The 25,831-nt window shown below is 51.3% G+C and carries 23 protein-coding genes and 2 pseudogenes; 9 read left to right on the top strand and 16 right to left on the bottom strand.

Going from position 1 to position 25,831, the window contains the following annotated elements:
• Positions 1 to 243: 243 nt before the first annotated feature.
• The 3 genes and pseudogenes from Q9L42_RS21515 to Q9L42_RS15990 all read left to right on the top strand — a co-directional run bounded on the left by Q9L42_RS21515 (position 244) and on the right by Q9L42_RS15990 (position 2,925).
• A pseudogene (locus Q9L42_RS21515) lies at positions 244 to 488 on the top strand (DUF4160 domain-containing protein).
• Positions 485 to 694: a DUF2442 domain-containing protein gene (locus Q9L42_RS15995; protein WP_305907407.1), complete on the top strand. Its 210-nt coding sequence runs from the start codon at positions 485 to 487 to the stop codon at positions 692 to 694. Before Q9L42_RS21515 ends, Q9L42_RS15995 begins: the two are co-directional and overlap by 4 nt.
• Before the next feature lie 890 nt (positions 695 to 1,584).
• On the top strand, positions 1,585 to 2,925 hold the full coding sequence (locus tag Q9L42_RS15990) for a c-type cytochrome (protein ID WP_305907409.1): 1,341 nt from the start codon (positions 1,585 to 1,587) through the stop codon (positions 2,923 to 2,925).
• A 221-nt stretch (positions 2,926 to 3,146) separates the two neighbouring features.
• Here Q9L42_RS15990 and Q9L42_RS15985 read toward each other — a convergent pair.
• The 3 genes and pseudogenes from Q9L42_RS15985 to Q9L42_RS15975 form a co-directional block, all read right to left on the bottom strand.
• Positions 3,147 to 4,099: pseudogene (locus Q9L42_RS15985) on the bottom strand (IS1595 family transposase).
• 145 nt (positions 4,100 to 4,244) lie between these two features.
• Entirely contained in the window at positions 4,245 to 4,589 is a 345-nt protein-coding gene (locus tag Q9L42_RS15980; RefSeq protein ID WP_305907410.1) for a hypothetical protein, read from the bottom strand.
• Complete coding sequence (locus tag Q9L42_RS15975; RefSeq protein WP_305907411.1) at positions 4,582 to 4,854, bottom strand: toxin-antitoxin system TumE family protein; 273 nt, start codon at positions 4,852 to 4,854, stop codon at positions 4,582 to 4,584. Before Q9L42_RS15975 ends, Q9L42_RS15980 begins: the two co-directional genes overlap by 8 nt.
• A 53-nt stretch (positions 4,855 to 4,907) precedes the next feature.
• Here Q9L42_RS15975 and Q9L42_RS15970 point away from each other — a divergent pair, with 53 nt between their 5' ends.
• The 3 genes from Q9L42_RS15970 (at position 4,908) to Q9L42_RS15960 (ending at position 8,767) form a co-directional block, all read left to right on the top strand.
• Positions 4,908 to 5,051, top strand: coding sequence for a hypothetical protein (locus Q9L42_RS15970; protein ID WP_305907412.1), 144 nt, complete (start codon positions 4,908 to 4,910; stop codon positions 5,049 to 5,051).
• A 363-nt stretch (positions 5,052 to 5,414) separates the two neighbouring features.
• Positions 5,415 to 6,731: an ATP-grasp domain-containing protein gene (locus Q9L42_RS15965; protein WP_305907413.1), complete on the top strand. Its 1,317-nt coding sequence runs from the start codon at positions 5,415 to 5,417 to the stop codon at positions 6,729 to 6,731.
• A gap of 2 nt (positions 6,732 to 6,733) precedes the next feature.
• Positions 6,734 to 8,767: a CocE/NonD family hydrolase gene (locus Q9L42_RS15960; protein ID WP_349431394.1), complete on the top strand. Its 2,034-nt coding sequence runs from the start codon at positions 6,734 to 6,736 to the stop codon at positions 8,765 to 8,767.
• Positions 8,768 to 8,805: 38 nt separating this feature from the next.
• On the opposite strand, the gene Q9L42_RS15955 is transcribed toward Q9L42_RS15960, so the two are convergent.
• Both Q9L42_RS15955 and Q9L42_RS15950 read right to left on the bottom strand, forming a co-directional pair.
• The gene (locus tag Q9L42_RS15955) at positions 8,806 to 9,009 is read right to left on the bottom strand and encodes a (2Fe-2S)-binding protein (RefSeq protein WP_305907417.1); all 204 of its coding nucleotides are present in this window, start codon (positions 9,007 to 9,009) and stop codon (positions 8,806 to 8,808) included.
• Between the two features lie 24 nt (positions 9,010 to 9,033).
• Positions 9,034 to 9,690 carry an HAD family hydrolase gene (locus Q9L42_RS15950; protein WP_305907418.1) on the bottom strand — a complete coding sequence of 219 codons (657 nt, stop codon included), beginning with the start codon at positions 9,688 to 9,690 and terminating at the stop codon, positions 9,034 to 9,036.
• 237 nt (positions 9,691 to 9,927) lie between these two features.
• On the opposite strand from Q9L42_RS15950, the gene Q9L42_RS15945 reads away from it, so the two are divergent.
• Entirely contained in the window at positions 9,928 to 10,452 is a 525-nt protein-coding gene (locus Q9L42_RS15945) for an RNA pyrophosphohydrolase (protein WP_305907419.1), read from the top strand.
• A 365-nt stretch (positions 10,453 to 10,817) separates the two neighbouring features.
• Here Q9L42_RS15945 and cpdA read toward each other — a convergent pair whose 3' ends face one another.
• Genes cpdA through Q9L42_RS15915 form a run of 6 tightly spaced genes read right to left on the bottom strand, consistent with a single transcriptional unit; the run spans position 10,818 to position 17,525 of the window.
• Positions 10,818 to 11,609 carry a 3',5'-cyclic-AMP phosphodiesterase gene (gene cpdA / locus Q9L42_RS15940; protein WP_305907421.1) on the bottom strand — a complete coding sequence of 264 codons (792 nt, stop codon included), beginning with the start codon at positions 11,607 to 11,609 and terminating at the stop codon, positions 10,818 to 10,820.
• Positions 11,610 to 12,944 carry an amino-acid N-acetyltransferase gene (argA, locus tag Q9L42_RS15935; protein ID WP_349432764.1) on the bottom strand — a complete coding sequence of 445 codons (1,335 nt, stop codon included), beginning with the start codon at positions 12,942 to 12,944 and terminating at the stop codon, positions 11,610 to 11,612.
• Positions 12,945 to 12,984: 40 nt separating this feature from the next.
• Positions 12,985 to 14,682, bottom strand: coding sequence for a dihydroxy-acid dehydratase (gene ilvD, locus Q9L42_RS15930; RefSeq protein ID WP_305907422.1), 1,698 nt, complete (start codon positions 14,680 to 14,682; stop codon positions 12,985 to 12,987).
• 41 nt (positions 14,683 to 14,723) lie between these two features.
• The gene (locus Q9L42_RS15925) at positions 14,724 to 15,395 is read right to left on the bottom strand and encodes a TIGR04211 family SH3 domain-containing protein (protein ID WP_349431393.1); all 672 of its coding nucleotides are present in this window, start codon (positions 15,393 to 15,395) and stop codon (positions 14,724 to 14,726) included.
• A 46-nt stretch (positions 15,396 to 15,441) separates the two neighbouring features.
• Positions 15,442 to 16,347, bottom strand: a complete 906-nt coding sequence (gene argF / locus Q9L42_RS15920; protein ID WP_305907424.1) for an ornithine carbamoyltransferase — start codon at positions 16,345 to 16,347, stop codon at positions 15,442 to 15,444.
• Between the two features lie 5 nt (positions 16,348 to 16,352).
• Positions 16,353 to 17,525, bottom strand: coding sequence for an acetylornithine transaminase (locus Q9L42_RS15915; RefSeq protein WP_305907425.1), 1,173 nt, complete (start codon positions 17,523 to 17,525; stop codon positions 16,353 to 16,355).
• Positions 17,526 to 17,724: 199 nt separating this feature from the next.
• On the opposite strand from Q9L42_RS15915, the gene grxD reads away from it, so the two are divergent.
• Positions 17,725 to 18,045 carry a Grx4 family monothiol glutaredoxin gene (grxD, locus tag Q9L42_RS15910; RefSeq protein ID WP_305907426.1) on the top strand — a complete coding sequence of 107 codons (321 nt, stop codon included), beginning with the start codon at positions 17,725 to 17,727 and terminating at the stop codon, positions 18,043 to 18,045.
• Between the two features lie 49 nt (positions 18,046 to 18,094).
• Here grxD and rnt read toward each other — a convergent pair whose 3' ends face one another.
• Positions 18,095 to 18,721, bottom strand: a complete 627-nt coding sequence (gene rnt, locus Q9L42_RS15905; protein ID WP_349431392.1) for a ribonuclease T — start codon at positions 18,719 to 18,721, stop codon at positions 18,095 to 18,097.
• Between the two features lie 93 nt (positions 18,722 to 18,814).
• Here rnt and Q9L42_RS15900 point away from each other — a divergent pair, with 93 nt between their 5' ends.
• Positions 18,815 to 19,579, top strand: a complete 765-nt coding sequence (locus tag Q9L42_RS15900; protein ID WP_349431391.1) for an MlaA family lipoprotein — start codon at positions 18,815 to 18,817, stop codon at positions 19,577 to 19,579.
• Positions 19,580 to 19,968: 389 nt separating this feature from the next.
• On the opposite strand, the gene Q9L42_RS15895 is transcribed toward Q9L42_RS15900, so the two are convergent.
• From Q9L42_RS15895 to purB, 4 genes are all read right to left on the bottom strand, one after another.
• Positions 19,969 to 21,357 carry an IS4 family transposase gene (locus Q9L42_RS15895; RefSeq protein WP_305906436.1) on the bottom strand — a complete coding sequence of 463 codons (1,389 nt, stop codon included), beginning with the start codon at positions 21,355 to 21,357 and terminating at the stop codon, positions 19,969 to 19,971.
• A 153-nt stretch (positions 21,358 to 21,510) separates the two neighbouring features.
• Complete coding sequence (mtaB, locus tag Q9L42_RS15890) at positions 21,511 to 22,803, bottom strand: tRNA (N(6)-L-threonylcarbamoyladenosine(37)-C(2))-methylthiotransferase MtaB (RefSeq protein WP_305907427.1); 1,293 nt, start codon at positions 22,801 to 22,803, stop codon at positions 21,511 to 21,513.
• A gap of 9 nt (positions 22,804 to 22,812) precedes the next feature.
• Positions 22,813 to 24,042 (bottom strand): nucleoside recognition domain-containing protein, encoded by a 1,230-nt coding sequence (locus tag Q9L42_RS15885; protein WP_305907428.1) that lies wholly within the window; start codon positions 24,040 to 24,042, stop codon positions 22,813 to 22,815.
• Positions 24,043 to 24,347: 305 nt separating this feature from the next.
• A complete protein-coding gene (gene purB, locus Q9L42_RS15880; RefSeq protein WP_349431390.1) occupies positions 24,348 to 25,709 on the bottom strand; it encodes an adenylosuccinate lyase in 1,362 nt (453 codons plus the stop codon).
• Positions 25,710 to 25,831 lie beyond the last annotated feature (122 nt).

Below are 25,831 nucleotides of genomic sequence, written 5' to 3'. Positions count from 1 at the left end.
AATCAAGATCGTACACCGAAATGTCATTATTGGCCCTGCAGCGAGTTCGATAAATATTCTGAATGGCTGCAATTGGGCGAACAAAAGACAATGATAATTTAAACGTTGGAGTTATCCAGATCTGGTTAACATGACAAAAATGTAGGTTATCTCGTTTAGTGTTTTTTAGCATATAAGATATGCTGGCCTAGATAATGGCTGGTTCGGCATAAAGAAAGAGGAAATACAGTGCCAACAATTTCAATGTTCTATGGCATTCTCATAAGAATGTTTTTCTATGACACAGACAAACATCATGTGCCACATATTCATGCGGAATACCAAGGACAATTTGCGGTCTATGCAATTTGTTGGCCGGAGAGTTACCGAAGAAGAAACATAAACTCGTAGTAGCCTGGATTGAAATTCATCAGGAAGAATTGGTGGCGGATTGGCAATTGGCTGTTACTGGTAGCAAGCCGTTCCCTATACGAGGGCTGGATCAATGATTATTCAACAAGTTATTCCAAAAGAGAATTTCATTCTTTGTATCGTGACTGAAAATGGAAGATCGGGTGAATTTGATGTAAGTCCCTACCTGAAGGGAGAGGCATTTGAGGCATTAAAAAACCCGGAAGAATTCAAGAAAATACATAATGGAAAATATTGGTTCTTCCGGGTTTCCCGTGGGAGACCACAACATATAGTATGTTAGAAGACCGGTAATCGTTTAGCCCCCCCCTTTAAAAAGTAGCATTCCAAGCCAAAACATGAAAAGCTATAGGACATGACGTTGAGCGACCGAGATCTTAGCCAAATGGATACGGATTATCTGGATGATTTGCCGGAGGATGATCTACGTTCATTGAGTAAGCGGTTGTTGGCGGATCTAAAGGAAGCCAGAGAACGGCTAAAGCAATCCCCGGAAACGAGCTCGCGTCCGCCGTCATCCCGTGAGCCGTGGCAGTTAAGCCAACCCCGGGACGAACCGTCGGAAGACGCGTCGGCACCGGAGGAATCAGAGCCCCCGGCTTCGACGGCGCCTTCGGCGGAGGAATTACCGAACCCGGATGCGGCAACGTCTGCGGAGGCCGGTGACACCCGTCAACCCAAGAAAGCCGGGCGCCGACCGGGTAGCGAAGGCCATAGTCGCAACCTGACTTTGCCGGTCACACAGACGATCGAACATCGCCCGGCTTGCTGTAGCGCTTGCGGAAGGCCCTTTGCCGACCACACCGATTATCGGCTATGGAACGCCCGCTATGAACTGGAACTCGAAGTCGGCAGCGCGGGAAACCAAAAGGGTCAGACACCTTATGGAAACCAAAAGAAAAAACCAAAAGGGTCAGACACCTTAGGAATCTTGAGGATTCTCAATGGATTCGTCTTACGTGAGGAGCCGTGTACGGACCCGTACGCACGGTTCTGTGGGCAGACGGGAGCTGCGGCTCCCTCTGACCCGATGAAATTCCAGAACCGTAGGTGCGATTAGCCCAGCGTAATCGCACCTACGGTCCTGTCCTTAATGATATTGGCATTAGTTAAGAGTAATTTAATAATTTACAACTATCCTTATTTTTTCCATAAAAAAAATAGGGAATAGCTATGGCGATCAGAACAATTTTATTGTGTTTCATTCTTGTTTCTTCATCGGTTGTTTTTGCGAAACCACCGACTTCAGACGGTTCCTCGAGTAGAGGTAAGAGTAATAGCACTACAGGCAGCCCGGGGGTTCATATCATCGCAAATCCAGATGATTATTTTCTTAACGGGGATTTAGAACTTTTTGCGAATGAAGACGCTAGCGAAACGGTAACTATACCAAGCGGAACGCAATGGTATCAGGCTCCCGATGTTGAAAAACTCAGAGATGAATTAAACGCGGGGATGTACAGCGGAGCAGAAAAGGAGGAAAAAGAAAAAATCCTTTTCGGTTATGACATTATGACCAAGACTTATGAAGTGTTGGGACCCAACCGCACCGACGGCAGACCCGCATTATATACCGGGCAAATTATGAATTGCTCCGCTTGTCACGCTCAAGGTGGCACCGTTCCGCATTCGTGGCCCTTGACACGAACCTATTCTCATTTTCGCCTGAGGGCGAATCTTGATGCGCCTCCACAAGACGGTGAGGGGGAATTTTATGGACCGTTGGGTTATTGGCGCGACACGATTACTGTAAATCGCGATTGCGGCATTAACTGTGCGGGTCAAGGTGAGATTCCAAAAGACTCATATGAAATGGATGCGTTGGTGGCGTGGACTAAAGCCGTACAAGAGGGTATCTACCCAGGTGAAGGGATACTGATCCCCGAACTTAAATTGAAATCCAATAACACCAAAATCCCGGGTGCGCGTATTCCAATCTTCGAGAAAGTGTTGAACGATCCAGAGTTTAAGGCAGACCCCAAAGCCGGTAAGGTTGCATATGATCGTACCTGCGCCTCTTGCCATGGCAAAGATGGATTGGGTAAATGGAGCGAAAAATCGGGCTACACAGTGCCGCCAGTGGCCGGTGGCGGATCACATACTAAAGCGGGTGGCCCCTATATGGTGCCAGTGTTAGCCGCGTTTATTCAACGCCAAATGCCATTATCACAACCGGGGTCTTTGACTGAACAAGAAGCTATCGATATTGCCGCCTATCTGAGCGATATGCCTAGAGACAGTCGTTGGTGGGAAGATTATTACTATGATCACAACCCTTGTAAGCGGTCTGCTTTCTTGTCCCTTGATGTCGGCGTAACACCGGTAGGTTTTCCTTTTTCAGATGCCGATACTCGATATGGCCCATGGCAACCCATCAAAGAATGGTTAGCTAATGAATGCCCTAATATTGAAGGCAACGAACCATCGGAACCGATTCTGCCGGAAGATTTCGATGCAGGTTTTGATGGCGCCGATTTCATCAATCCAGGTATTTATGCCTTACCAAGAAACTAAGGGACATCGTCACGATCCTTATCGGCGTTAGTTCATTAGAGGCGTATTGTACTGTCGTAGAAAGATGGGCGTCGATAGTGATTCGGCCCTGAAAACCAAAAGGGTCAGAAAACCAAAAGGGTCAGACACCTTAGGAATCAGACACCTTAGGAATCTTGAAATCGGCCATCATTTTGGCGTGAGTTATGCTACTGTCAGTAGGGCTGTAAAAGCAGTCCTGATTAGCAAGATGCGTCAGCTTGCCGAAGCCAATAATCCGGGCGGGGTTCAGTCGTAGCCGCAGCCACGATAAGGCGCGTCGTAATGGTATCGAGACGGAAGCGTCGGTTAAAGCGGTATGCGAACGCACCTAAGTAACGGGTGCCGTATTTTGCGAAATCGAAAGCATGGTAGGCGCCGCCTAGACTGGTTTTGAGATTGCCCAGCACCGTATTGATCCAACAGAATTCCGGCAGGTCCCTGGGTTTCCGGCCACCGGCGATGATCACCTGGTGTTTGCAATCGGCATCGGTCACGCCGGAAAAACAGGCCAAGCCATCGGACCGCACAACACAGCCGGGGCTGAGATCATCTTGTGCCCAATTGGCAATGGCTTTGCGGGTAAAACCGGGAATCGGCGCCATCTTGATAAACCTCGGCTGTCCCTCGGGGGTGAGTGAGAGTGCCGCGATAAACCGGTACCTTGTTCTCCGAACCGCGACCGGCCTTGCCGCCAGCCAATTCGCCCCCGAGATAGGCATCGTCTACCTGGATGTCGCCATCCAAGGTGTATCGGGCATCCCGTTCGACCATCGCTTGCATCAGTTTCTGCTGGATCAACCATGCAGTGAGGTAACTGACGCCCAATTGCCGTTTCAAAGTGGGGCAGACAAGCCGGTCTTAGCCTGGCTGATCAAGTAGATCGCCAGAAACCAGACCGTCAGTTTAAGGTGGTGCTCTGGAATAAAGTGCCCGCAATCAGCGACGTCTGTAACCGGCAGGACCGACATTAGAAGGTTTTGCGCCTGCCAGATTTAAGCACATAGTGTTCGGCATCCCCGCAGCCGGGGCAGCGAAAGCCCTGGGGCCAACGGGACTGTTCCAGGCTGACTTTACATTGCGCTTCGGTGCCGAATTGCGCTAAAAAGGCAGGCAGTGACAGGCCTGTTTGAAACTGAATTTTATTCATGGCCATGAGTTGGACTCCTGGGGGAATTAAGTGGCCAGTATGCGCCTTCTGGCCGAGAATATCCTGGTTTTTGGGCTTTAGCTGAAGAAGCTTGCTAATCAGGCTAAATATTGTGCCTAGAAAACTGAGATTGCTATTCTCGGACAGCCTCCTAGGCGACCTGCAACATGAAATCGACATGAACGGCGTCGTAAGGAAAGATGACCTTGCCGCTGTCCGTTTTGTCGATCAGGCCGCATTGTAACAAGGCGGTCACATCGCCATGCACGGCTTTGACATCGCGTTCCACCCGGCGCGCAACTTCACGGATGGAGAGTTCGCCGGCGCCGGTCATGGTTTTCAGGATTTGCCAGCGTTTCAAGGTCAGGGTTTGAAACAGGATGGTTTCCGAGGCGAAGTCGATGCGCGCGCCTTGTTGCTTGCCGTTCTCGATCGCATCGAGAAAGCGTGAGTTTAAGGCGTTGCGATTACTGATGCCGAGTGTCAGTTCATTCATGGGATTGTCTCCAAAGGTCAACGTCGCGCCAAAAATCGGCCAGCAGTTGCCGAGGCGTGGTGAATGTGTACGGAACTTCCTGGTCGTTTATATGTTTATGATCGCCTTTGCCGGCTTCGTTGTCGTAGCGGAGTACGCAAGCGCCATCGACTATGAAGGCTAATCGGTATTTCACATCGTGCGCGCTTCCAGCCAATGGCGACGGCACGCGCCAAACAACCATTTCTGCAAAACTGTTGTTGGCGAGTATTAAGCGATCTTTCATGAGTAATTCCGCTTTCATGTTGGATATTGTAACAACAGATAGCGTGTAGTCAATTGTTCCAACGCTATGCCACCCATCAATTGGAAGACGGCATGCCGTTGTATCAATTGCAGCATCAGCTGGGCCACCAAGTCATCCGTCTGACCTTTCTGTTGGCGATTGACAACAGAAACGAAAATCGGGAAAAGTACAGATGAACCTCACAAAATGGGGGAAATCATGCCCTAGAAGACAAATTAGACTCACAGCTATTCCCCGCAAAAGAGCCTAGTGTCCAGAAGAGGTTGATTAATCTTAGACAGTTTTGTTCGAAAACAATACAATCTTCTTTAATAGAGCATGTCGCTAAGCAAAACATGGAGGGCTGCATAGTTCAACACTCGTTGATCCATCGTGCTCGCGCGCAATAGACAAAATGCTTACTTGGGGTGGTCAGGACGAACACGTTACTCCTGGTGGGTATCATCAATATCCGTGGTATCAGGAAGACATATTGGCGCCAGAGTGGTTTCCGGTAAATAGAGTGGGGTCTTTGAAGACTCCAGCGAGGTCAGTTGGTGATGGCGAAATTGCAAAGAAGAAATGTCTTTGTGCTAGGTTACGACGAGCGACATGGCCCGGATCTATTACAGATATCCGATGTAGACCGGGTTGAGTTCCATCCTCTGTTGCGATCTGACGAGGTCGTTTATCAACACAATTACGTGATTGACAAAAAATTGGACAAGGCCCGGCGGATTTTACGTTCGTTCAGCGGGTCTGTGGATGCCATTGTCTGTCACTGGGATTTTCCGGCCACCTCCATGACGGCGATACTTTGCGAGGAATGGGGGCTTCCTTCTCCCACCCTCCATGCTGTTCTCAAGTGCTCCCACAAATACTGGAGCCGGATTGAGCAACAAAAAATTGTGCCGGAAAACACGCCGGCTTTTTGTGCCCTAAACCCGTTTGATGAAAGCGCGGTGGCCAGCGTCACGCTGGATTACCCTTTCTGGATAAAGCCGATCAAGGGCTACGGCTCGATGCTGGGCTTCCGTATTAACGGGCCTCGGGATCTGGCGCGGGCGTTGAAGATTGTTCGGCAAAAGATTCGGCGTATCGGCGATCCGTTCAATACCATCCTCATCAGGGTTGATCTCCCTCCCGAAGTCGAAGGGGTCGATGGTAACTGTATGATCGCCGAGGAACTGATCCACGGTCATGAAATTGCGCCTGAAGGCAGCGTTCAGCGGGGACGGTTTCACGCACACGGAATGATAGATATGGTGCGCGACCATAATCACAAGAGTTTCCTGCGCTATGAATATCCCTCGCGTGCTCCCCTCGCTATTCAACAAAGAGCACTCGAAGTGGCTGAGAAAGTGTTGCAGCAGATCGGTTTTGACAAGGGCTGTTTCAACATGGAGTTTTTCTGGGATAAGGAAACCGATAAATTGTGGATCATCGAAATCAATCCACGGATTTCCCAATCCCACTGCTATCAATTCGAAAAAGTCGACGGAATGTCGAACCACGAGATTGCCGTTCATGTAGCCCTTGGCGAGCAGCCTCATTTTCAGCACGGAAAAGGTCCCTATAAACACGCGGCCGAATTCCTGCTGCGTCACTACAGCCAGGAGGATGGCATCGTGGTCCGGGCGCCGCTCGATGAGGAACTGGAGCAGTTGAAAACATTGCAGCCGGACACTAATGTACGGGTAAAAGTGAATAAGGGGCAGTATCTCTCTTCTCTGGTGGACCAGGACGCCTACAGCTACGTGCTGGCGGAAATTAAGGTGGCTGGACAGACCGAGCACGAGATGTTGGCAAAATACCACCAGGCGTTGGGGTTGCTGCCCTTTGAGATTCGCCCGGTCGAAGGGGGCAGGAAAGAATAGCTATGCGACAGTTCGAACCTTCCGATCTACCCTGTCGGGTCGATATCATCGAGAACCTTTGGATACCCCTGGCGGACGGCGGACGGCTGGCAGCCCGGCTATGGTTGCCGGCCGGAGCCGAGCAGAGCCCGGCGCCCGCCATCTTCGAATACATTCCCTATCGAAAACGGGATATGACCCGGGTCCGAGATGCTGTCAACCATGGCTACCTGGCCGGCCACGGCTACGCCTGTATTCGTGTCGATCTGCGGGGTAGCGGCGATTCCGACGGTGTCATGGTGGATCAGTATCGGGAGCAGGAGCTCAGCGACGGTGTCGCGGTTATCGAATGGCTTGTCCGGCAACCCTGGTGTGACGGTAACGTCGGGATGATGGGTATCTCCTGGGGGGGATTCAATGCACTGCAGATAGCTTCGCGGCGGCCCGAAGCGCTCAAAGCGATTGTGACGGCCTGCTCCACCGACGATCTCTATGCCGACAATATGCACTACATGGGCGGCTGTCTATTGACGGACAATCTCTCCGAATCCACTACCATGTTTTCCGTCAACAGTTGCCCCCCGGACCCGGAGATTGTCGGCGAGCGGTGGCGAGATATGTGGCTGGAACGGCTGAATGGCAGCGGCCTGTGGCTGGAGACCTGGCTTCAGCACCAGGCCCGGGACGGGTACTGGCGGCACGGCTCCGTGTGTGAGAATTACGGCGCCATCCGCTGCCCCGTGATGGCTGTGGGAGGTTGGGCGGATGGATATACCAACGCAATATTCCGCCTGCTGGAACATCTGCAGGTGCCGCGACAGGGACTGATCGGTCCTTGGGGACACAAATATCCCCACCAGGGAATTCCCGGTCCGGCCATCGGTTTTTTGCAGGAGACCCTGCGCTGGTTTGACCACTGGCTGAAAGGACGGGATAACGGCATCATGGCAGAGCCGATGCTGCGGGCCTGGATGCAGGATAGTGTGCCTCCGACCAGCTATTATCACGAGCGGCCCGGCCGCTGGGTTGGGGAGCGGGAGTGGCCTTCATCACGCATCGAAACCCTCGAATTTCGGTTGGCTCCCTGGCGATTATTGCGGGAAGAGGAGAGCCGACCGACAGATGCCGGTGGGGAATTGTCAATTCAGTCGCCCTTGAGCGTCGGTCTCTTTGCCGGCAAATGGTGTTCCTACACCGCCGCGCCGGACCTGCCCCACGATCAGCGGGAGGAAGACGGCGGTGCGTTGGTTTTTGAAAGCGGGACACTCACCGAGGATCTTGAGATTCTTGGCGCGCCGAAATTGGAACTACGGGTGTCCAGCAACAGGGCCGTTGCGATGGTGGCGGTGCGGCTTTGTGACGTCGCACCCGATGACAAGATCACCAGGGTCACCTATGGTCTGTTTAATCTCAACCACCACCGCGGAAGTGATCGGCCGCAGGCTCTGCCCCCCGGGGAATTTATCACGGCAACCGTGCCGCTGAATCACATTGCCCAAGTTTTCCCCAAGGGGCACCGTCTCCGGTTGAGTGTTTCCACCTCCTACTGGGCCCTGGCTTGGCCTTCACCGGAACCCGTGCGATTGACCATCAGGCCGGCGGATTCTGCTTTTCGACTGCCGGTCAGACCGCGCAGCGAGATTGACGTGGCAATTGCATTTGAGGAGGCGGAAGGGGGACGGCCATTAGATATAACCCTCCTGGAGCCGCCACATCACAATTGGCTGGTGCATCGCGATCTGGCCGACGATCGCTCGATACTCGAAGTCATTCAGGATCAGGGGCGTATTTTCATCAATGAAATCGATCTCGAAATCATCAATTCAACTCGCAATTGGTATACCTATCAGGACGATGACTTCACTTCACCGAAAGGCGAGACGAAAACAAAGCGCGTTTTCCGTCGCGGCGACTGGCGGGTAGAGACAACTACCCATACGATATTGACCGCAGACGCCGACAATTTTTACATCTGGGCGGAGCTGGATGCCTGGGAGGGAGAGAAAAGGGTTTTTTCCCGGAACTGGGATCTCACAATCCCACGGTATTACCTATAGGCCTTGCGCAGCTGGCATTGAATACCTTCCTGTAAGTTCTAAGAATGCGTCTCGCCGTATTCGGCCAGCAGCTCCATGACGTTATATTCGCATCCACCGCAGCCTGAACAAGCGCCGGTGATTCTCGAAAGTCTGTCCAGGTTGTCGACACCTTCATCGATCAATGTTTTGATTTTCTCTTCGGTGGTGCCGCTGCAATAACAAATCACGTTCTGTTCTTGGTCCGGGCTCATATCATTCATATCGTTTTCTCGTAGTCTTTGCATTTATCCTCTAAGGCTGATCACCGGCCAGCCGGCCTGTTCGGCGTGTTCCCGCAGTATGTCGTCGGGGTCCACCGCGACCGGATTGTCCACCTGCTGCAATAGCGGCAGATCGTTATGGGAATCGCTGTAGAACCAGCTGTTTTTCATGCTCTCGTTGGAATGTTGCAGCCATTGCTGCAGTAATTTGACTTTGCCATCCTGATAGCAGGGGATGCCGTTAAATCGCCCGGTATAGCGGCCGTCGACGAATTCCGGCGTGGTCGCCAGCAGGTTGTCGATGCCGTAAAGCTGGACGATCGGTTCGGTGACGAAACGGTTAGTCGCGGTGATAACCAGCAAGGTGTCGCCCTGATCGCGGTGTTTGTTCACCAGGTCCTTGGCCGGTTGCAGCAAGATGGGGTTGATGACTTGTTCGACGAATTGGCGACGCCATTGAAACAATTGTTCTGCGTCGTGTCTGGCCAATGGCGCCAGCGAAAAGTTTAGAAATTCGACGATATCCAATCGGCCTTGTTTGTAATCCTGATAAAAGCGGAGATTGGCCTGTTCATATTGCTCCTTGTCGACGATGCCTTGATCCACCAGGAATTGGCCCCATAAAAAATCGCTGTCATCCGCTATCAGCGTGTTGTCCAAATCAAAAATCGCTAAACTCACGTGTCAACCTGTTGTCGTAAAATATTGGTATTAAAAAATTTGCTTTTATCGGTCGGGTTCCAGTCCGAAGCGGCGAATGGTGAATCAATCGTGCAAAAAGTAAAAAAATCAGCGGACTATGGCGTCCACCGCGGTTTTATGGAACAATGTCATCAATAATTTTAATCACTGATCTGTTTTTAATTTTACCATTTACAGTAGTTTAAAAATAGACGGACTGACTAGACAGGTTTTGACATGATTGACTCAAAAGGATACCGACCGAATGTCGGCATGATCCTTTGCAATGACGATGGTCGTGTTTTTTGGGCGAAACGAAAAGGTGCAAACTCATGGCAATTTCCGCAGGGTGGTATCGATGGCGATGAAGACCCGGAAACAGCGATGTATCGTGAATTGTGGGAAGAAACAGGGTTACGCTCGGAAGATGTCGAGCTGCTGGGGCGCACCCGTTATTGGCTGAGATATAAACTGCCGGACCGTTATATCCGAAAAAACTCGATGCCGTTATGCATAGGCCAGAAACAGATCTGGTTCATCTTGCGTATGATATCAGATGAATCCAAGGTGCGGTTTGACTGTGGTCACAAACAGGAGTTCGACAGCTGGAAATGGGTGGAATATTGGCATCCGTTGAAGGATGTCGTCTACTTCAAGCGCAAGGTTTATCGCAAGGCGATGATAGAGCTGGGATCGATGCTGATTTCCGATGCCGTGCCTGTCAGGGCCGATGGTTATTTGTCGATACGCAAGGGTCAATAACCGTCTGAATCGAGGTTCAGCATCGTAGGGCGGCTTCGCGAAGCAAGCCGCTAAAATCCGCCGCCGGAGGCAAAATTGGCATTGTGCGTATCAAAGGCGGATTGCCTGGCGGCGAATCCGCCCTACGGTTGGGATGCCCATGTAAAGCCGATCGTCGTGAAGCGCATCGAAACATGGTGCGCTTCCTCTCGTCAGCACACCCTACCCACATCCGTGAGATGGATCACGCGCAAGCGGATCGGCTAAAAGCATTCAATGCGCGCGGGGCGGGCTATTTAACACACCCTAAACGTTTAACTTACTTTAGGCGTATTTGTTGCTAATTTTCTGTTTTGCCACTCATTCATTTAATGAGGTAGCCCTGGTCAATAACCGTCTGAATCGAGGTTTAGTTCGGTGAGTCGCAACGGCAACCACTGAACTTCGGTGCGAATGCCGCCGTCATCGTCGAGTTCTAAAACTCGGTAGCCCGGCGGCTTGTCGTCCAGGGCGAATTCTCGGCAGCCCGGCTTGAATTGAAAACAGCTGGCCGGGGTAGTGTAAATCGCGATGTCGTCGTATTTTTTCTCCAACGCTTGATGGACATGACCGCAAATAATGGCTTTGATCCGTCGGTGGGGAGCTAAGGCTGCTAAAAATTCATCGCTGTTTTCGATGATCATCGTGTCCATCCAACTGCTGCCACTGCTGATGCAGTGATGATGCACGGCGATCAACGTGTATAGGTGCGGATGCAGTCGCAGTTGATTGCACAAATAGTCCAGTTCGCTCTGAGCGATCAGACCGCCGGCATGCCCCGGTTTCTGGCTGTTAAGGCTGATAATCTGCCAATTTCCTAATTGTTTTCTCTTATCGCAATTGATGGTGTCCGTATCGAGAACGGCCTGCATTTGGCTGAGATCGTCGTGATTGCCGGGCAGGCATAGGCACGGCGTCTGATAACGGCTCAGTATTTGCCGAATCCGCCGGTAGCTTTCCGGGCTGGGATCCTGAGTCAGGTCGCCGGTCAGCAACATTAAATCAAAGCGTTCGTGGTGTTGAAAAGCATGCGCCAGCACCTGCCGGAAATATTTATCGGTATTGACGCCCATCATCGTTTCTTCAGGCTTCGGCAGAATATGCGAGTCGGTGACTTGCAGGATTTTGAGCATGGCCATCTAAATATCCTTATAGAATACTTTGGAGTTTCTTTTATAGTTATAAAAGCTCTTCATTCGTTCCGGCAAGGTGTCGACATCGGTCGCGACAAAACCGCGTTCGATAAACCAATGCATCGTCTGCGAAGACAACGCAAACAGGCGTCCGATGCCGCGCTGTTTGGCCTTGTGAACCAGATATTCCAGCAAATGATTGCCGCGCGATTTTTTTTGGTAATCCTGATGGACCGCGAGACAGGCGATTTCCGCGGATTGGCCGTCTTTCATGTCATGCAGCGCGGTGCAGCCGATAATCAGTCCATCCCGTTCAATGACGATGTAGTCATTGATTTCCATTTCCAGTTTCTCGCGGGAGCGCTTGACCAGCTGGCCTTTCTGTTCCAGCGGTTTAATCAATTCCAATATGCCGCCGATATCATCGAGATTGGCGGAACGAATCTCCTCGAACGGGGTCGCGCTGATCAGCGTGCCGATGCCGTCGCGGCTGAACAATTCCAGCAATAACGAACCGTCGACGTGATGGTTGATCAGATGGACGCGTTCTACGCCGCGCTGGCTGCTTTCGATCGCGGCATGCAGGGATCTGACGATAGCCGGCGCAATGTCGTTATGGCGTTGGAGAAAGTTTTTCGCCTCGGCCGTCGTCAATTGCCGCACGATTTCGCCGCTATCCGGAGACAGACATTCCTGCTCGGTCAGTAAAATCAGTTTTTCCGCGCTCAGGGCGATGGCGATCTCGGTGGCGACCTGTTCTGCGCCCAAACTGAACACTTCGCCGCTGGGAGAATAACCGAGCGGCGAGACCAGCACGACGTTGTCCTGGTCTAGTTGTTGGTGTATGGCTTTTTGTTCGATGCGCCTGACCTGGCCGGTATGGCAATAATCGATGCCGTCGATGACTCCCAACGGTCGGGCCATGACGAAATTACCGGAGGCGACTTTGATTTTGGCGCCGGCCATCGGCGAATTGGCCAGGCCCATTGACAGCAGCGCCTCGGTTTCGATTCTGACCGTTCCAGCCGCTTCTTTGACATAAGGCAGGATCTGATCGTCGGTGATGCGCAAATTATTATGAAATTGCGGCGTGATGCCTTGCTGCTGCAATCGCTGGTCAATTTGCTGGCGTATGCCATGCACCAGCACCAGGCGTATGCCGAGGCTTTTCAGCAGGGCGATATCGTGGATTAGTGCGGCGAAATTCTCGGTGACCGCGGCGCCGCTGAAAAAGACGACAAAGGTGCGGTTGCGGTGCGCATGGATATACGGCGAGGAATTTCTGAACCAGTTGACAAAGGCGGCCTGAGCGCCAATGTCTTTAGAGTCGAGGATGTTCATCGATGAATTGAGCCGGCCCGGGCGGGCCGGCTGCAAGGCTTTAGTCGAGGTTGTCGGTAACCGCGCCTTTCGAGGCGGAGCTGACCAACTTGGCGAATTTAGCCAGAACGCCTCGGTTATAGCGGGGCGCCGGCGCTTGCCATTTTTCCAGGCGGCGGGCGATTTCGTGCTCGTTGACATGCAACGTTAATTCCTTGCTTTCGGCGTCTATGGTGATTTTGTCGCCGTCCTTGACGATCGCCAGGGCGCCGCCCACCTGAGCTTCCGGCGTGATATGTCCGACCACGAAGCCGTGCGTGCCGCCGGAAAAACGTCCGTCGGTGATCAGCGCGACATCCTTGCCTAGACCCTTACCCATGATTGCCGAAGTCGGCGACAGCATTTCCCGCATGCCCGGTCCGCCTTTAGGGCCTTCATAACGGATCACGATGACATCGCCTTTGACGATATCGCCGTTCAGGATGCTTTGCAGCGCCTGTTCTTCGGCGTCGAACACCTTGGCGGCGCCGGTGAAAACGAGACCCTCTTTGCCGGTTATTTTTGCGACCGCGCCTTCGGTAGCCAGGTTGCCGTAAAGTACGGCCAGATGGCTGTCTTTTTTGATCGGGTTGTCCAGTGAGCGGATCATGTCCTGACCTTCTGGATAAGGCTGGACGTCGGCCAGGTTTTCCGCCAGGGTCTTGCCGGTCACGGTCAGGCAATCGCCGTGCAACAAGCCTTGATCCAACAAGGTCTTCATCAACGGTTGGATGCCGCCGATCTCGATCAATTCGGCCATTTGATAGCGGCCGCTGGGTTTCAGGTCGGCCAGCATCGGCACATTGGCGCCGATGCGGGTGAAGTCATCCAGCGTCAAATCAACGCCGGTAGCGTTCGCCATCGCCAATAAGTGTAAGACCGCATTGGTCGAGCCGCCGAGTGCGATGACGACGGTGATGGCATTCTCGAACGCCTCTTTGGTCATGATATCGCGCGGCTTGATGTCTTTTTCCAGCAGTGCCAGCACCGCAGCGCCGGCCCGTTCGCAGTCCAGGCGCTTGTCTTCCGAGACTGCGGCTTGAGCGGAGCTGTTCGGCAGGCTCATGCCCAGGGCTTCGATCGCCGAGGCCATCGTGTTTGCGGTGTACATGCCGCCACAGGAACCGGCGCCGGGAATGGCCTTGGCTTCGATGGCCTCGAGTTCGGCATCGTCGATTTTATCGTTGGCGCGCGCGCCGACCGCCTCGAATACCGAGACCACATCCAATTTTTTGCCTTTATGGCAACCCGGCAGGATGGTGCCGCCGTAAACGAAAATCGCCGGGCGGTTCAGGCGCGACAGCGCGATCATGCAGCCGGGCATGTTTTTGTCGCAACCGCCGATAGCGACGACGCCGTCAAAACCCTGGCATCCGGTCACCGTTTCGATCGAGTCGGCGATGACTTCGCGGGAAACCAGCGAGTATTTCATGCCTTCGGTGCCCATCGAGATGCCGTCGGAAATGGTAATGGTGTTGAAGATGACGGCTTTGCCGCCGGCGCCGTCAACGCCTTTGGCGGCATCGTCGGCCAATTTATTGATGTGCATGTTGCAAGGCGTCACCATGCTCCAGGTGGAGGCGATGCCGATTTGCGGCTTTTTGAAGTCTTCGTTGCTAAAACCGACTGCATGAAGCATCGCCCGGCTGGGCGCGCGTTCCATGCCGTCGACAACCTTGGATGAGAAGGTGCGTGTGCTTTTGTCACCTGAATTTGCCATGTAAGCGTTTCCTGAGGTTACTGTGGATTTAAGGAATAAGGTTAAAACGTGTCCCAATTGCTGGTTTTACGGCGCCAGCTCAACTTGGGCAGTATGAAGCCCAAAATAACGCCAAACAGGGCGAGCAGGCCGCCATATAAAAACCAATCCTGATTGGTGCTGTCTACCAGGGCCTGGTTTTCGCGTTTGACTTGCTGCAGCTCTCTTTCCACCGATATCACGCGTTCTTGTAACTGATCGCGTTGATGTTTCAGTTGCACGGCATTGGCGGCCGTTTGTTTCAAGTCATTCAGTTCGTTGCTTAAGCGGTCGCGTTCCTGGGTCAAGGTCTGGTTGCTGGAAAGGGCTTGGGTGTTATTGCCCTTCAATTGCTCCAGTTCTTCCTTGAATAATTTGTTTTCCTCCTGCAGTTCCGCCAATTTTTTATTGGCCCGGTCCAGATACCAGCGGCTGATCGGCTTCGGCGAGGTGTGCCGGGTCAGGATGTAGCCTTCGACGCCGCCGTTGGTCCGCACCTTGCTGTAGCCGCTCTCGCTGTTTTCCTCGAGGACGGTCAAGGGGGTGCCGCTAGGCAGCATTTTTAGGATCTTGCTGCGGTTGCTGGGGGTGCTTCTCAGCGTAAATTTGATGTCATCGGTGACATACACCGTAGCGGCATCGACATTTGCGCTTAAGATCAATAGGACGAATAAGGAACTGAGTAAATTTTTCACGAGTTGGCTCGATAGAATTCAATTTAAAGGGCCGATTCTAGCGAATTTATCGGCAGATGAGAAATTCCAGTAAGGCTTTTTGCGCATGCAGGCGGTTTTCCGCCTCAGCAAAAACAACGCTTTGCGGACCGTCGATGACCTTGGCGGCCACTTCTTCACCGCGGTGTGCCGGAAGGCAATGCATGAATAGGGCGTCGGTGTTGGCGGCCTGCATCGTCCTTTCGGTGACCTGATAGTGTTTGAAGGCGATTTCCCGTTTTTTCTGTTCGTTTTCCTGACCCATGCTGGCCCAGACATCGGTGACGATCAAGTCGGCTTCGCTGGCGGCTTCTTCCGGCGTGGCGAAAAATTGCACTTTATCGCCGGCGCTGGCGACGATGCTTTGATCGGGCTGATAATCGTCGGGGCAGGCGATGTTTAAGCGGAAGTCGAAGGCTCGTGCCGCATTGATATAGGAATGGCACATATTGTTGCCGTCGCCGACCCAAGCGACCGTTTTCCCCAAGATATCACCGCGTTGTTCAAAATAGGTCTGCATATCGGCGAGTAGCTGACAGGGGTGCAGCAGGTCGGTCAGGCCGTTGATCACCGGGACGTTGGAATGTTGGGCGAAAGTGGTCACGGTGTCATGGTTATGCGTTCTCAGCATGATGCAATCGACCATGCTGGAAATGACTTTGGCGCTGTCTTCGAGCGGCTCGCCGCGGCCTAGTTGGGTATCGCGAGGCGACAGAAACAAGGCGCTGCCGCCGAAGTGGGCCATGCCGGCTTCAAAGGAGATGCGGGTGCGGGTCGATGATTTTTCAAAAATCATCGCTAACACCCGGCCTTTCAGCGGTTGAAATTCTGGGTCTCGATGATTTTTTAATTCAATGGCCCTGTGGATTAACGTGCGTAATTCGTCGCTCGTCAGATCCTGCAGGCTGATGAAGTGTCTGGGTTGTTTGATCATTATTGTTATTGGCTATGTTCGCTAATGAGCTGTGACAAAATATCGGTCAACAGATTGATTTGTTCGTCGTCGATAATCAACGGCGGCAGCAGACGGATCGTTTTTTCCGCCGTGACGTTGATCAGCAGGCCATGAGACAGGGCCTTGGCCACCAGGCCGGCGCAAGGCTGGTTCAGATCGACGCCTATCATCAGGCCTTTGTGCCGAATATTGGTGATTTCGGGGGCGTGTCCGGTTTTCGCGCTTAACTGTTCGCAGATGCGCCGGCCTTTTTGTTCCGTCGTCTCGATCAGATCGGAATTCTGCAGCGTTTCAATCACGGCCAGCGCCGCGCTGCAGGCCAGCGGATTACCGCCGAAAGTGGAGCCATGGCTTCCGGCGCCTAACAATTGCGCCGCTACGCCCTTGGCCAGGCAGGCGCCTATCGGCACGCCATTGCCCAGTGCCTTGGCCATCGTGCAGACGTCCGGGATGATGCCGTTATGCTGGTAGGCGAGAAATATTCCTGTGCGACCGACGCCGGTTTGGATTTCGTCCAACATCATCAACAACTGATGTTCATCGCAGAGCGCACGAATCTGATTCAAGTAATCTGATGAGGGAATGTTAACGCCGCCTTCCCCCTGTACCGGTTCGACTAGGATGGCGACGATGTTGCTGTTGCCGGCTATTGCTGCTTTGATCGCGTCGATGTTGTTGAAGGGGACGTGCAGAAACCCCTGTAATAGCGGCGCGAAGCCTTGTTGAACCTTGCTGTTTCCGGTCGCGCTTAAAGAACCTAAGGTGCGGCCATGGAAGCTTTTTTCCATCGTTAGCACGACCGGAGTGTCGATCCCGCGTTGGTGACCGTATAGGCGCGCTATTTTTAATGCGGCTTCGTTGGCCTCGGCGCCGGAATTACAGAAAAAGACGTTATCCATGCCGCTGAGGTGGATTAATTTGTCGGCTAGTTTTTCCTGTGATTCAATACGGTAGAGGTTTGAGGTGTGCAGCAGCGTTTTACTTTGCTGGCAAATTGCCTGGTGAACAGCCGGATGGGCATGGCCAAGGTTGCAGACCGCGATACCCGATACTGCATCAAGATAACGTTTATTGTTATTGTCCCATAGCCATGCGCCTTCGCCTTTGCTGAAGGTTACGGGCAGGCGTCCGTAGGTGGGCATAATATGACTGGTCATGGTCCGATCGAATCCAAAATTAGTGGGCTGCCGCCTTGAAAAAACCCTCAATTATATTTTTTTAGCGATGAGCAGGCAATCATTAGTTTTTAAGTTGCTATCGAATCGATAGGAATAGAGTGTTGACAGATACGTCTTTTGCAGAGCGAATAAAGTTGATAGAATTACTTGGTTATTATTATTTTTGAGTGTATCAGCAATGGATGTTATAGAAAGAATTAAAGACCAACTGTCAAATCCAGTAGTGTTGTATATGAAAGGGACGCCGGATTTTCCCCAATGCGGTTTTTCCGGGCAAGTGGTTCAGGTATTGTCGGCCTGTCAGGCGAAATACATGTATGTCAATATTTTTGAAGATCCCGAAATGCGTGAAGCATTGAAGGAATATTCCAATTGGCCCACTTACCCTCAATTGTATATCAATGGTGAATTGGTAGGCGGTTGCGACATCATCATCGACATGTACAACAAGGGGGAGTTGCAATCGGCGCTGGCTGCCGTGGATGGCGTACAGGCATAGTTTTAGACTGAAGGGCAGGGGGATGTCCTCCTGCCTTCCGATGAATGTGTTAGTATTTCTCAAGTTCCGCCAGTTTTTTCCAGCGGTTGACCATCATGCAGAACAGTGTCGCCGTTTGTTCGGCGTCATAGAGCGCTGAATGCGCCTTATCGCTGTCCCATGGCAGTCCTGCGGCTTGCGCAACCTTGGCGAGCACCGTTTGACCGTAAATCAGTCCGCCCAAGGTGGCGGTATCAAAACTGCTGAATGGGTGAAAAGGGCTTCTTTTGATATTGTTGCGCTCGATCGCGGCATTGAGAAAGTTGATATCGAAGGCCGGATTGTGACCGACCAGAATGGCGCGATTGCATTCGTTGCGTTTCACGGCATTGCGGATCGGTTTAAAGATTCTGCCTAATGCCTCCTTTTCCTCCACAGCCATCCTGAAAGGGTGGTAGGGATCGATGCCGTTGAATTTTAGCGCGGCTTCATCCAGTTCCGAATTTTTAAAAGGAATGATGTTGCTGGAGTGTTTTTCGGTGATCCGTAAAATACCGTCGGCGTCCGGTTCAACAATGACAGCGGCAATTTCCAGTAAGGGGTTTTTTTTGGCGTTAAAGCCGGCCGTTTCGATGTCGACGATAACCGGTAAATAACCCCTGAAGCGCTTGCCTAGCGGGTTCTGACTGATTTCCATTTGTTGATTAAAGTTGGCTGAACTCGTTAAAACTGTGCTATGTTACGCGAACTTTGAGTTAGATCAAAAAGTATTAGGGAATTAGGAGAAAAAATGCATCAGTCTAAATTAGCGCAGATCGGATTGATTTCGTTGCTACTGCTAAGTGGCTGCGCCACCACCGAAACCGTTCAAGATCCCAGGGATCCTTGGGAAGGATGGAACAGAAACGTGCAGTCCTTTAATGATGGTCTGGATGATTACGTGATGAAGCCTGCTGCTAAGGGTTATCGCTGGGTCATGCCTAATTTTGCCGACCGTGCGGTGTCTAATTTTTTCAGTAACATCGATGATATCGGTGTGACCATTAACGACTTCTTGCAGGGAAAATTTTCTCAATCGGGGCAGGATGGCGCCCGTTTCCTGGTCAATAGCACGGCGGGCATCGCTGGTCTGATCGATGTCGGCACGATGATCGATCTGCCCAAGCATAAAGAGGATTTTGATCAAACGCTGGGCGTTTGGGGGGTGTCGACCGGTCCTTATCTGGTGCTGCCGTTTTTTGGCCCAAGTTCTCCGCGGGGTGTCGGCGGTCTGGTTGGCGATGCGGCGATGAATCCGATTTCCTATATCGGCACGTATGTGTCAACTGGCTTGTTTGCTCTGAATGCGATAGATCAGCGCGCCGATAATCTGGCCACTGAAAGAATCGCCGATGAGGCCGCTTTAGACCGTTATAGCTTTTTCAGAGATGCTTATTTGGCGCGACGCCGATATCTGGTTTATGACGGTAATCCGCCCGAGGAGGTGGATGTGCTGGAGTTGGAGGATTTTGAGTTTGAGGGCGAGGATGGCATGGGCCCTGTGAGTCCTTATTAAAAAATAGGTCACTATTCAGCATAGTTACCAATGCATCATAATTGGTTTGGCGACGTCGTGAGTTTCGCTCCCTGGCGGTCAGATTCCGCGCTCAAGCCTACGCCGCACAAGGACGTGTAAGTGCAGCGGTAAGCAGGAGCTGTTAGCTGCCATGGACGTATTCACCCAGCACCTAAATTCCATAGGCTAATGGCTGCGATAAATCATCTTCGTTTATTTAGGTGCTGGGTGAACGGCGTCTTCTGGAAGCGCTACCTGATACAGGCAGGTTTCTTAACTCAAACTCAGGTTTAAACACAGCAAAAATGCTCAAACTGGGAATCTTCAGTAAAAGTAGTCTGACCCGAATGGCACTTACTTAAGCTCATAACTCTTTTAATAACAACCACTTATTTTACTTTCTTTGGGTGGCCATTCTTTCTAATATCTGCTCTTGCTTCATTTCTAGGTTTTGTTAGTAAAGAGAACTGTTTTGGCCTCCTTTTTACTGCACGGGGCTCTATTCGTCCCGAACGATTTCCAATTCGTCTTTGAGCAATTAATATGAATAACAGCTCTTCACTTGTTCCGATATCAATAAAAACACTTTGTTGATTCCAGGCTAACCAGCATTGTAATGTATGTTTAAAACTCAGCTGGCGAGGCAATATATCGGCTAATAATGCGGACTGAGCCATCAATAGCCGTATTAAGTTATACGCTAAAAAATAAACCCATATTTCTTTCTCAGTCATTTCGGGCGTTTTACAGCTTAAAGTTTCCATTCCCATGGTTGTTTTTATATTGCGAAAATCAACTTCAATTTGCCAGCGTTTTTTATATAACGCTTTTAACTCAGATTTAGAAGCCTCTTTAGGTGAAAGGAGTGTGGTTATAAGTAATTTTCCTTTTACGCTTACCTCGCGAATAAGGAGTGTCTCAGGCGCATCATCATATTGGCTTTGCTCCATCCAGTCAGGTTTTTTCTTTGGTTTTTTGAGTGTCACCAGGTGGTCTTCGTCACCTAACTGTTTGCCTTTACTGAAATCTGTTGTCCGTTTACGTGCTCCCATTTGTTCAAATACGGCATCAACACCTTTCTCCTGTAGCGATGCCAACAAAAAATAAGTGCCATAATAGGCATCTCCTAGAACAAGGTCTCCGGTATTAAAGGTTCCCAGCATGTTACGAAGTAGACTTTGTTCATCGCCTCCTTTCCCTTTGAAAGGTCCGATAGACGCATTTAAAACGGCTCCACTCGCCAGACAGATGACGCCTACAAGACGGCAGATAGGAAAACCAAGCCCAGGCTTCTGACAACTTTGCTGGGGATAAACGGCCTGGTTTTCTGCTGTGTCAGGCATCGTAACAGTCGTTCCATCTATTAGATGAACACGCTTTCCTCGCCAACGCCATTGAGTAGGCACTTCCTTATCAATAAGTTCGCCTGTTCGACAAACTAATTCAGAGATCATGGCTAATGGTAGTCGCTGTCTTGCTCGACAATAGCCGCCCGTCGTTGTGCTTATCGCGGGCAAACCTGCTGCAATTCGTTGTATGGCGGCATCATTAACGGCCTTTTGACACGAGCGGTCTTGGTTCATCCCTTGAGCCAAAAACATGGAAAGTGTTTCTGTCGGAGGATAAAGTCTTTCCCGATGTTCGGGCAGCAACCCTTCAATTGAGGATAATAATTCCGGACTGGTTAGAAGATTAAAAAAACTATACGAATGAGTTTCTTTTCTGTACTTCTGAATTCTTTGTTGCTGGGCGTGAATAAGTTTGTTATTAATGAACATTAAGGCAGGGGGCTTGGTGATTGCTTCTTTGTTTCGTCACAATAAGTTTATCACTTCTTCTGCCTTTTTTAATACTTTCAACTAGTTATCGCTTAAGTAAGTGCCATTCTAGTCTGTCCCCTTTTTTTAGTTTTCGCCTAATCCATAGCCAAGCTATTTGGCTATCAATTCGCAATAAATGTATTGTGGTTCTATCGATATCAGCTTGGCCTGAATAATCTTGTTTTCGATCGTTTCATGTTCGTCGATCTCACAGGCGACGCGCAGATAATTCGGGGTATAGCCGAACATTCGAATTTTACCGTTCGCTAAGGATTCTGTCTGACCTTCCCATAATACCGGGTATACCTGGCCCAGGTTCTTTTCGCTAAAGTCGCGCTTCATCGTTTCGGCACAGGCGTGCAATTGTTTGCTCCGCTGTTTTTTGATTTCCTTGCTTAATTGTTCGGGCAGTGTCGCGGCTTTGGTTCCTTCTCGACTGGAGTAGGTGAAGATATGGATATGACCGAAGCCGATCGTCTCGATGTAGTCATAACTTTGCCGCCATTCCTGTTCCGTTTCGCCGGGGAAGCCAACGATGATATCGGTGGTGATATTGAAATGCGGAATCCGGCTGCGGGCCTGTTCGACGATTTGCTTGAATTCCTCGGTTTTACAACGTCGCGCCATGCGTCTGAGCACGCTATCGGCGCCGCTTTGCAGTGGCAAATGCAGGTGCGGCATCAGTCGCGGGTTATCGAATAGGGCGAAGAAGCCGGGCGATAATTCCCAGGGTTCCAGCGATCCCAGCCGTAATCGGGGTATTTGCGTGTTGTTCAGAATGGCTTCGATCAGAGCGGCTAGATTGCTGTCGATGTCGCTGCCGTAACCGCCGAGATGCACGCCGGTTAGGATGACTTCGTTGATGCCTTGTTGCTGCAAGGCGTTGATTTCGTCGATGACGTCATCGACCGGTCTACTGCTTTCTTCGCCGCGCGCCACCGTGACGATGCAGAAGGTGCAGCGATAACGGCAGCCATCCTGGACCTTGACAAACGCGCGTTGTCGGCCGCGGCTGAACAGGGAGGTCTCGCCCGGTTCGGTCGACATCGTCGGCATGGTGTCCATATTCAGGGCGTCAAGAGTTTTTTTCACCAGCTGATTTTTGTCTTGGTTGCCGACGACTAAATCGACTCCCATTAATTGCGCGGCTTCCTCTTCATTAAGGGTCGCGTAGCAGCCGCTGAGCACCAGTTTGGCGGCTGGGTTGTCGCGATGTATGCGGCGCACTAGTTGTCTCGATTTGCGCACGGCATCCTGTGTGACCGCGCAGGAATTGATGATGACCAGGTTGGCCTGATCGAGTTTACTTGTAATGCGGTGGCCGGCTTTTTGAAAAGCCTGCGCCCAAGTCTCCAGTTCCGCCTCATTCAGACGGCAACCTAGGGTCTTAAGATGAATCAGCATTGATATGAGTTATCCAAAAAACCAATAAGCAACAACAATTGCCGCGATAATGCCGGCAAAATCGGCTATTATCCCACAACTGGCGGCATGGCGTATATTTTTGATGCCTGCGGAGCCAAAATAAACCGCTAAAACATAGAATGTCGTTTCGGTGCTGCCTTGGACGATCGATGCGAGCCGACCGGCGAATGAGTCGGCGCCATGCGCCTGCATCGTGTCGACCATCATCGCTCGGGCGCCACTGCCGCTGAAGGGTTTCATCAATGCGGTAGGCAAGGCGTCGATGAAGCGGTCGTCGATGTTAAGATAAAGCGCCGCGGTTCGTAGGCTTTGCGCCAGTATGTCCAAGGTGCCGCTGGCGCGAAAAACGCCTATCGCGACCAACATCGCGACCAGATAGGGGATGATGGTCACGGCGGTCTGAAAACCTTCTTTGGCGCCGTCGACAAAAGCTTCGTAGGCATTGATGCGTCGATAAATGGCGCCGAGCAGGAAGATGATCACCAGCGAGAAGATGATCGCATTGCTGACTACGGCCGATTGTTGCAGCATTTCCGCCCTGCTCATGTCGGAAAAGTGGTACAGGATCGCGGCGATCAGCAGGGTGAATCCGCCGAGATAGGACAGAATCACTTTATCCAGCAAGTTGATTTTTTGCATGAAGGCGACCGACAATAGGCCGATCAGCGTCGATGTGTAGGTGGCGATCAGGATCGGAATGAAGACATCGGTCGGATTGCTGGCCCCCATCTGAGCGCGATAGGTGAAGATCGTGACCGGAAACAGTGTAACCGCCGAGGTGTTGATGACCAGGAATAAGATCTGGGCGTTACTGGCTGTGTCCGGCTTGGTATTCAGCGATTGCATCTCCTGCATGGCCTTGATGCCCAGCGGGGTCGCGGCATTGTCCAGGCCTAGCGCATTGGCTGAGATGTTCATCGTGATTGCGCCCAGGGCAGGATGATTTTTTGGGATCTCCGGCATCAGACGGGTAAACAGCGGGCTTAGCGCATGGGTCAACAGCTGGATGAAGCCGCTGCGTTCGCCGATTTTCATGATACCCAGCCATAACGCCAGCACTCCGGTCATACCCAATGAAATTTCAAAGGCCGTTTTCGCCAGCTCGAACATCGCGGTGATGATGTGGGTGAAAATCTCCTGGTCGCCGAGAACAATTAATTTAAATAAGGCGGTGATAAAGGCCGAAATGAAGAAGAAAATCCAGATGAAATTTAACACATCGTATTGGCGGTAGAGAAAATATAGACTTATTTTAAGCGGGGGGAGAGGATTTGTCTTGGTTTGCGAAAAAAAATGCCGTATTGATTAATACGGCATGAGTTTCCGATGACTAAGCCACTTAATAATGAGGGAGGAAGGAGCTTAAAATAACAATTTCGATTGAAATTATCTCAATACTGCGATTTTAAAACTGCGAAGCTAATCACATATTTAACGCGCATCGATCGTGACCGATGCGCTACGCTTTTGCTTAGCCCATCATTGGACTCTTTCAGTCCCTTTTATGAAATTAGGAAAGTCGTTTAAATATTTTTGGCCAGTTGTTCGGCATAGCCGGTGTAATCGCGCGGCGTCAACTTCAGCAACTCGGCTTTGGCATTTTCCGGTATTTCCAGTTTGTCGATAAATTCACGCATGCCTTCCGGCGTGATGCGCTGGCCGCGGGTCAATTCTTTCAGCTTCTCGTAGGGCTTCTCGATACCATAACGGCGCATCACCGTTTGCACCGGTTCGGCCAGCACTTCCCAGTTGTTGGCCAGATCAGCCTCTATGGTTTCGGCATTGATCTGTAATTTGGAAATGCCTTTCAATGTCGCTTGGATGGCGATGCTGGTGTGGGCGATGCCGACGCCGATATTTCTTAACACGGTGGAGTCGGTCAAGTCGCGCTGCCAGCGAGACACCGGGAGTTTTTCGCTCAAGAAGCCGAATAGGGCGTTGGCGATGCCCAGGTTGCCTTCCGAATTCTCGAAATCAATCGGGTTGACTTTGTGCGGCATCGTCGATGAACCGACTTCGCCGGCGATGGTTCTTTGCTTGAAATAGCCTAGTGAAATATAGCCCCAGACATCGCGGTCGAAGTCCAGCAGTATCGTGTTGAAGCGCGACAGGGCATGGAAGAATTCGGCGATATAATCGTGCGGTTCGATCTGAATCGTATAGGCGTTCCAGTTCAACCCCAGTGATTCGACGAAGTTTTTCGCGAACGCTTGCCAGTCTACATCGGGATAGGCGACGCTGTGCGCATTATAGTTGCCGACGGCGCCATTGATTTTGCCCAATAATTGAACGGCCTGAATTTGTTCTTGCTGACGCATCATCCTGGCGGCGACATTGGCGAATTCCTTACCGGTCGTAGTTGGACTGGCGGTTTGCCCATGGGTGCGGGACATCATCGCTTGGCCGGCCGTTTCCACGGCGATTTTTTTGATCGCTTCGATACAGTCGTTGATTTGCGGCATGATGACGCTGCGGCCTTCTTTCAGCATCAGGGCGTAAGACAAGTTGTTGATGTCTTCCGAGGTGCAGGCGAAGTGAATGAATTCGCTGACCTTTTCCAGCTCTTCGTGGCCGCTGATTTTTTCTTTCAGGAAATATTCCACCGCTTTGACATCGTGATTGGTGGTTTTTTCGATTTCCTTAATACGTTGCGCGTCGGCTTCGTTAAAGTCGCTGACGATGGCGTTCAGTCGTTGCATTGCCGAAGCCGATAATGCAGGGACCTCTTCGATTTGCGGATGATTGGCCAGAGCCTGAAGCCAGCGCACCTCGACTTCGACGCGGTAACGAATCAGACCGTATTCGCTGAAGACGGGGCGCAATGCTTCCACTTTGTCGGCATAGCGGCCGTCGATCGGTGATATTGCGGTGAGGGCATGGGTCATGATGATGTCCTGTTAAAATGTAGTCAAAAATAAATAGCTGTCATTGGATGGGGTGATAGTCGAACGCCATCCTTTAGTTTATTGGTTAGTAACTATTCAGTATAAAAATGTTTTTACTATCA

The organism is Methylomarinum sp. Ch1-1 (assembly GCF_030717995.2).
GTDB classification, from domain to species: domain Bacteria; phylum Pseudomonadota; class Gammaproteobacteria; order Methylococcales; family Methylomonadaceae; genus Methylomarinum; species Methylomarinum roseum.
The sequence above is the reverse complement of the archived record's forward strand: the minus strand, read 5'-3'. Positions and strand labels throughout refer to the sequence as shown.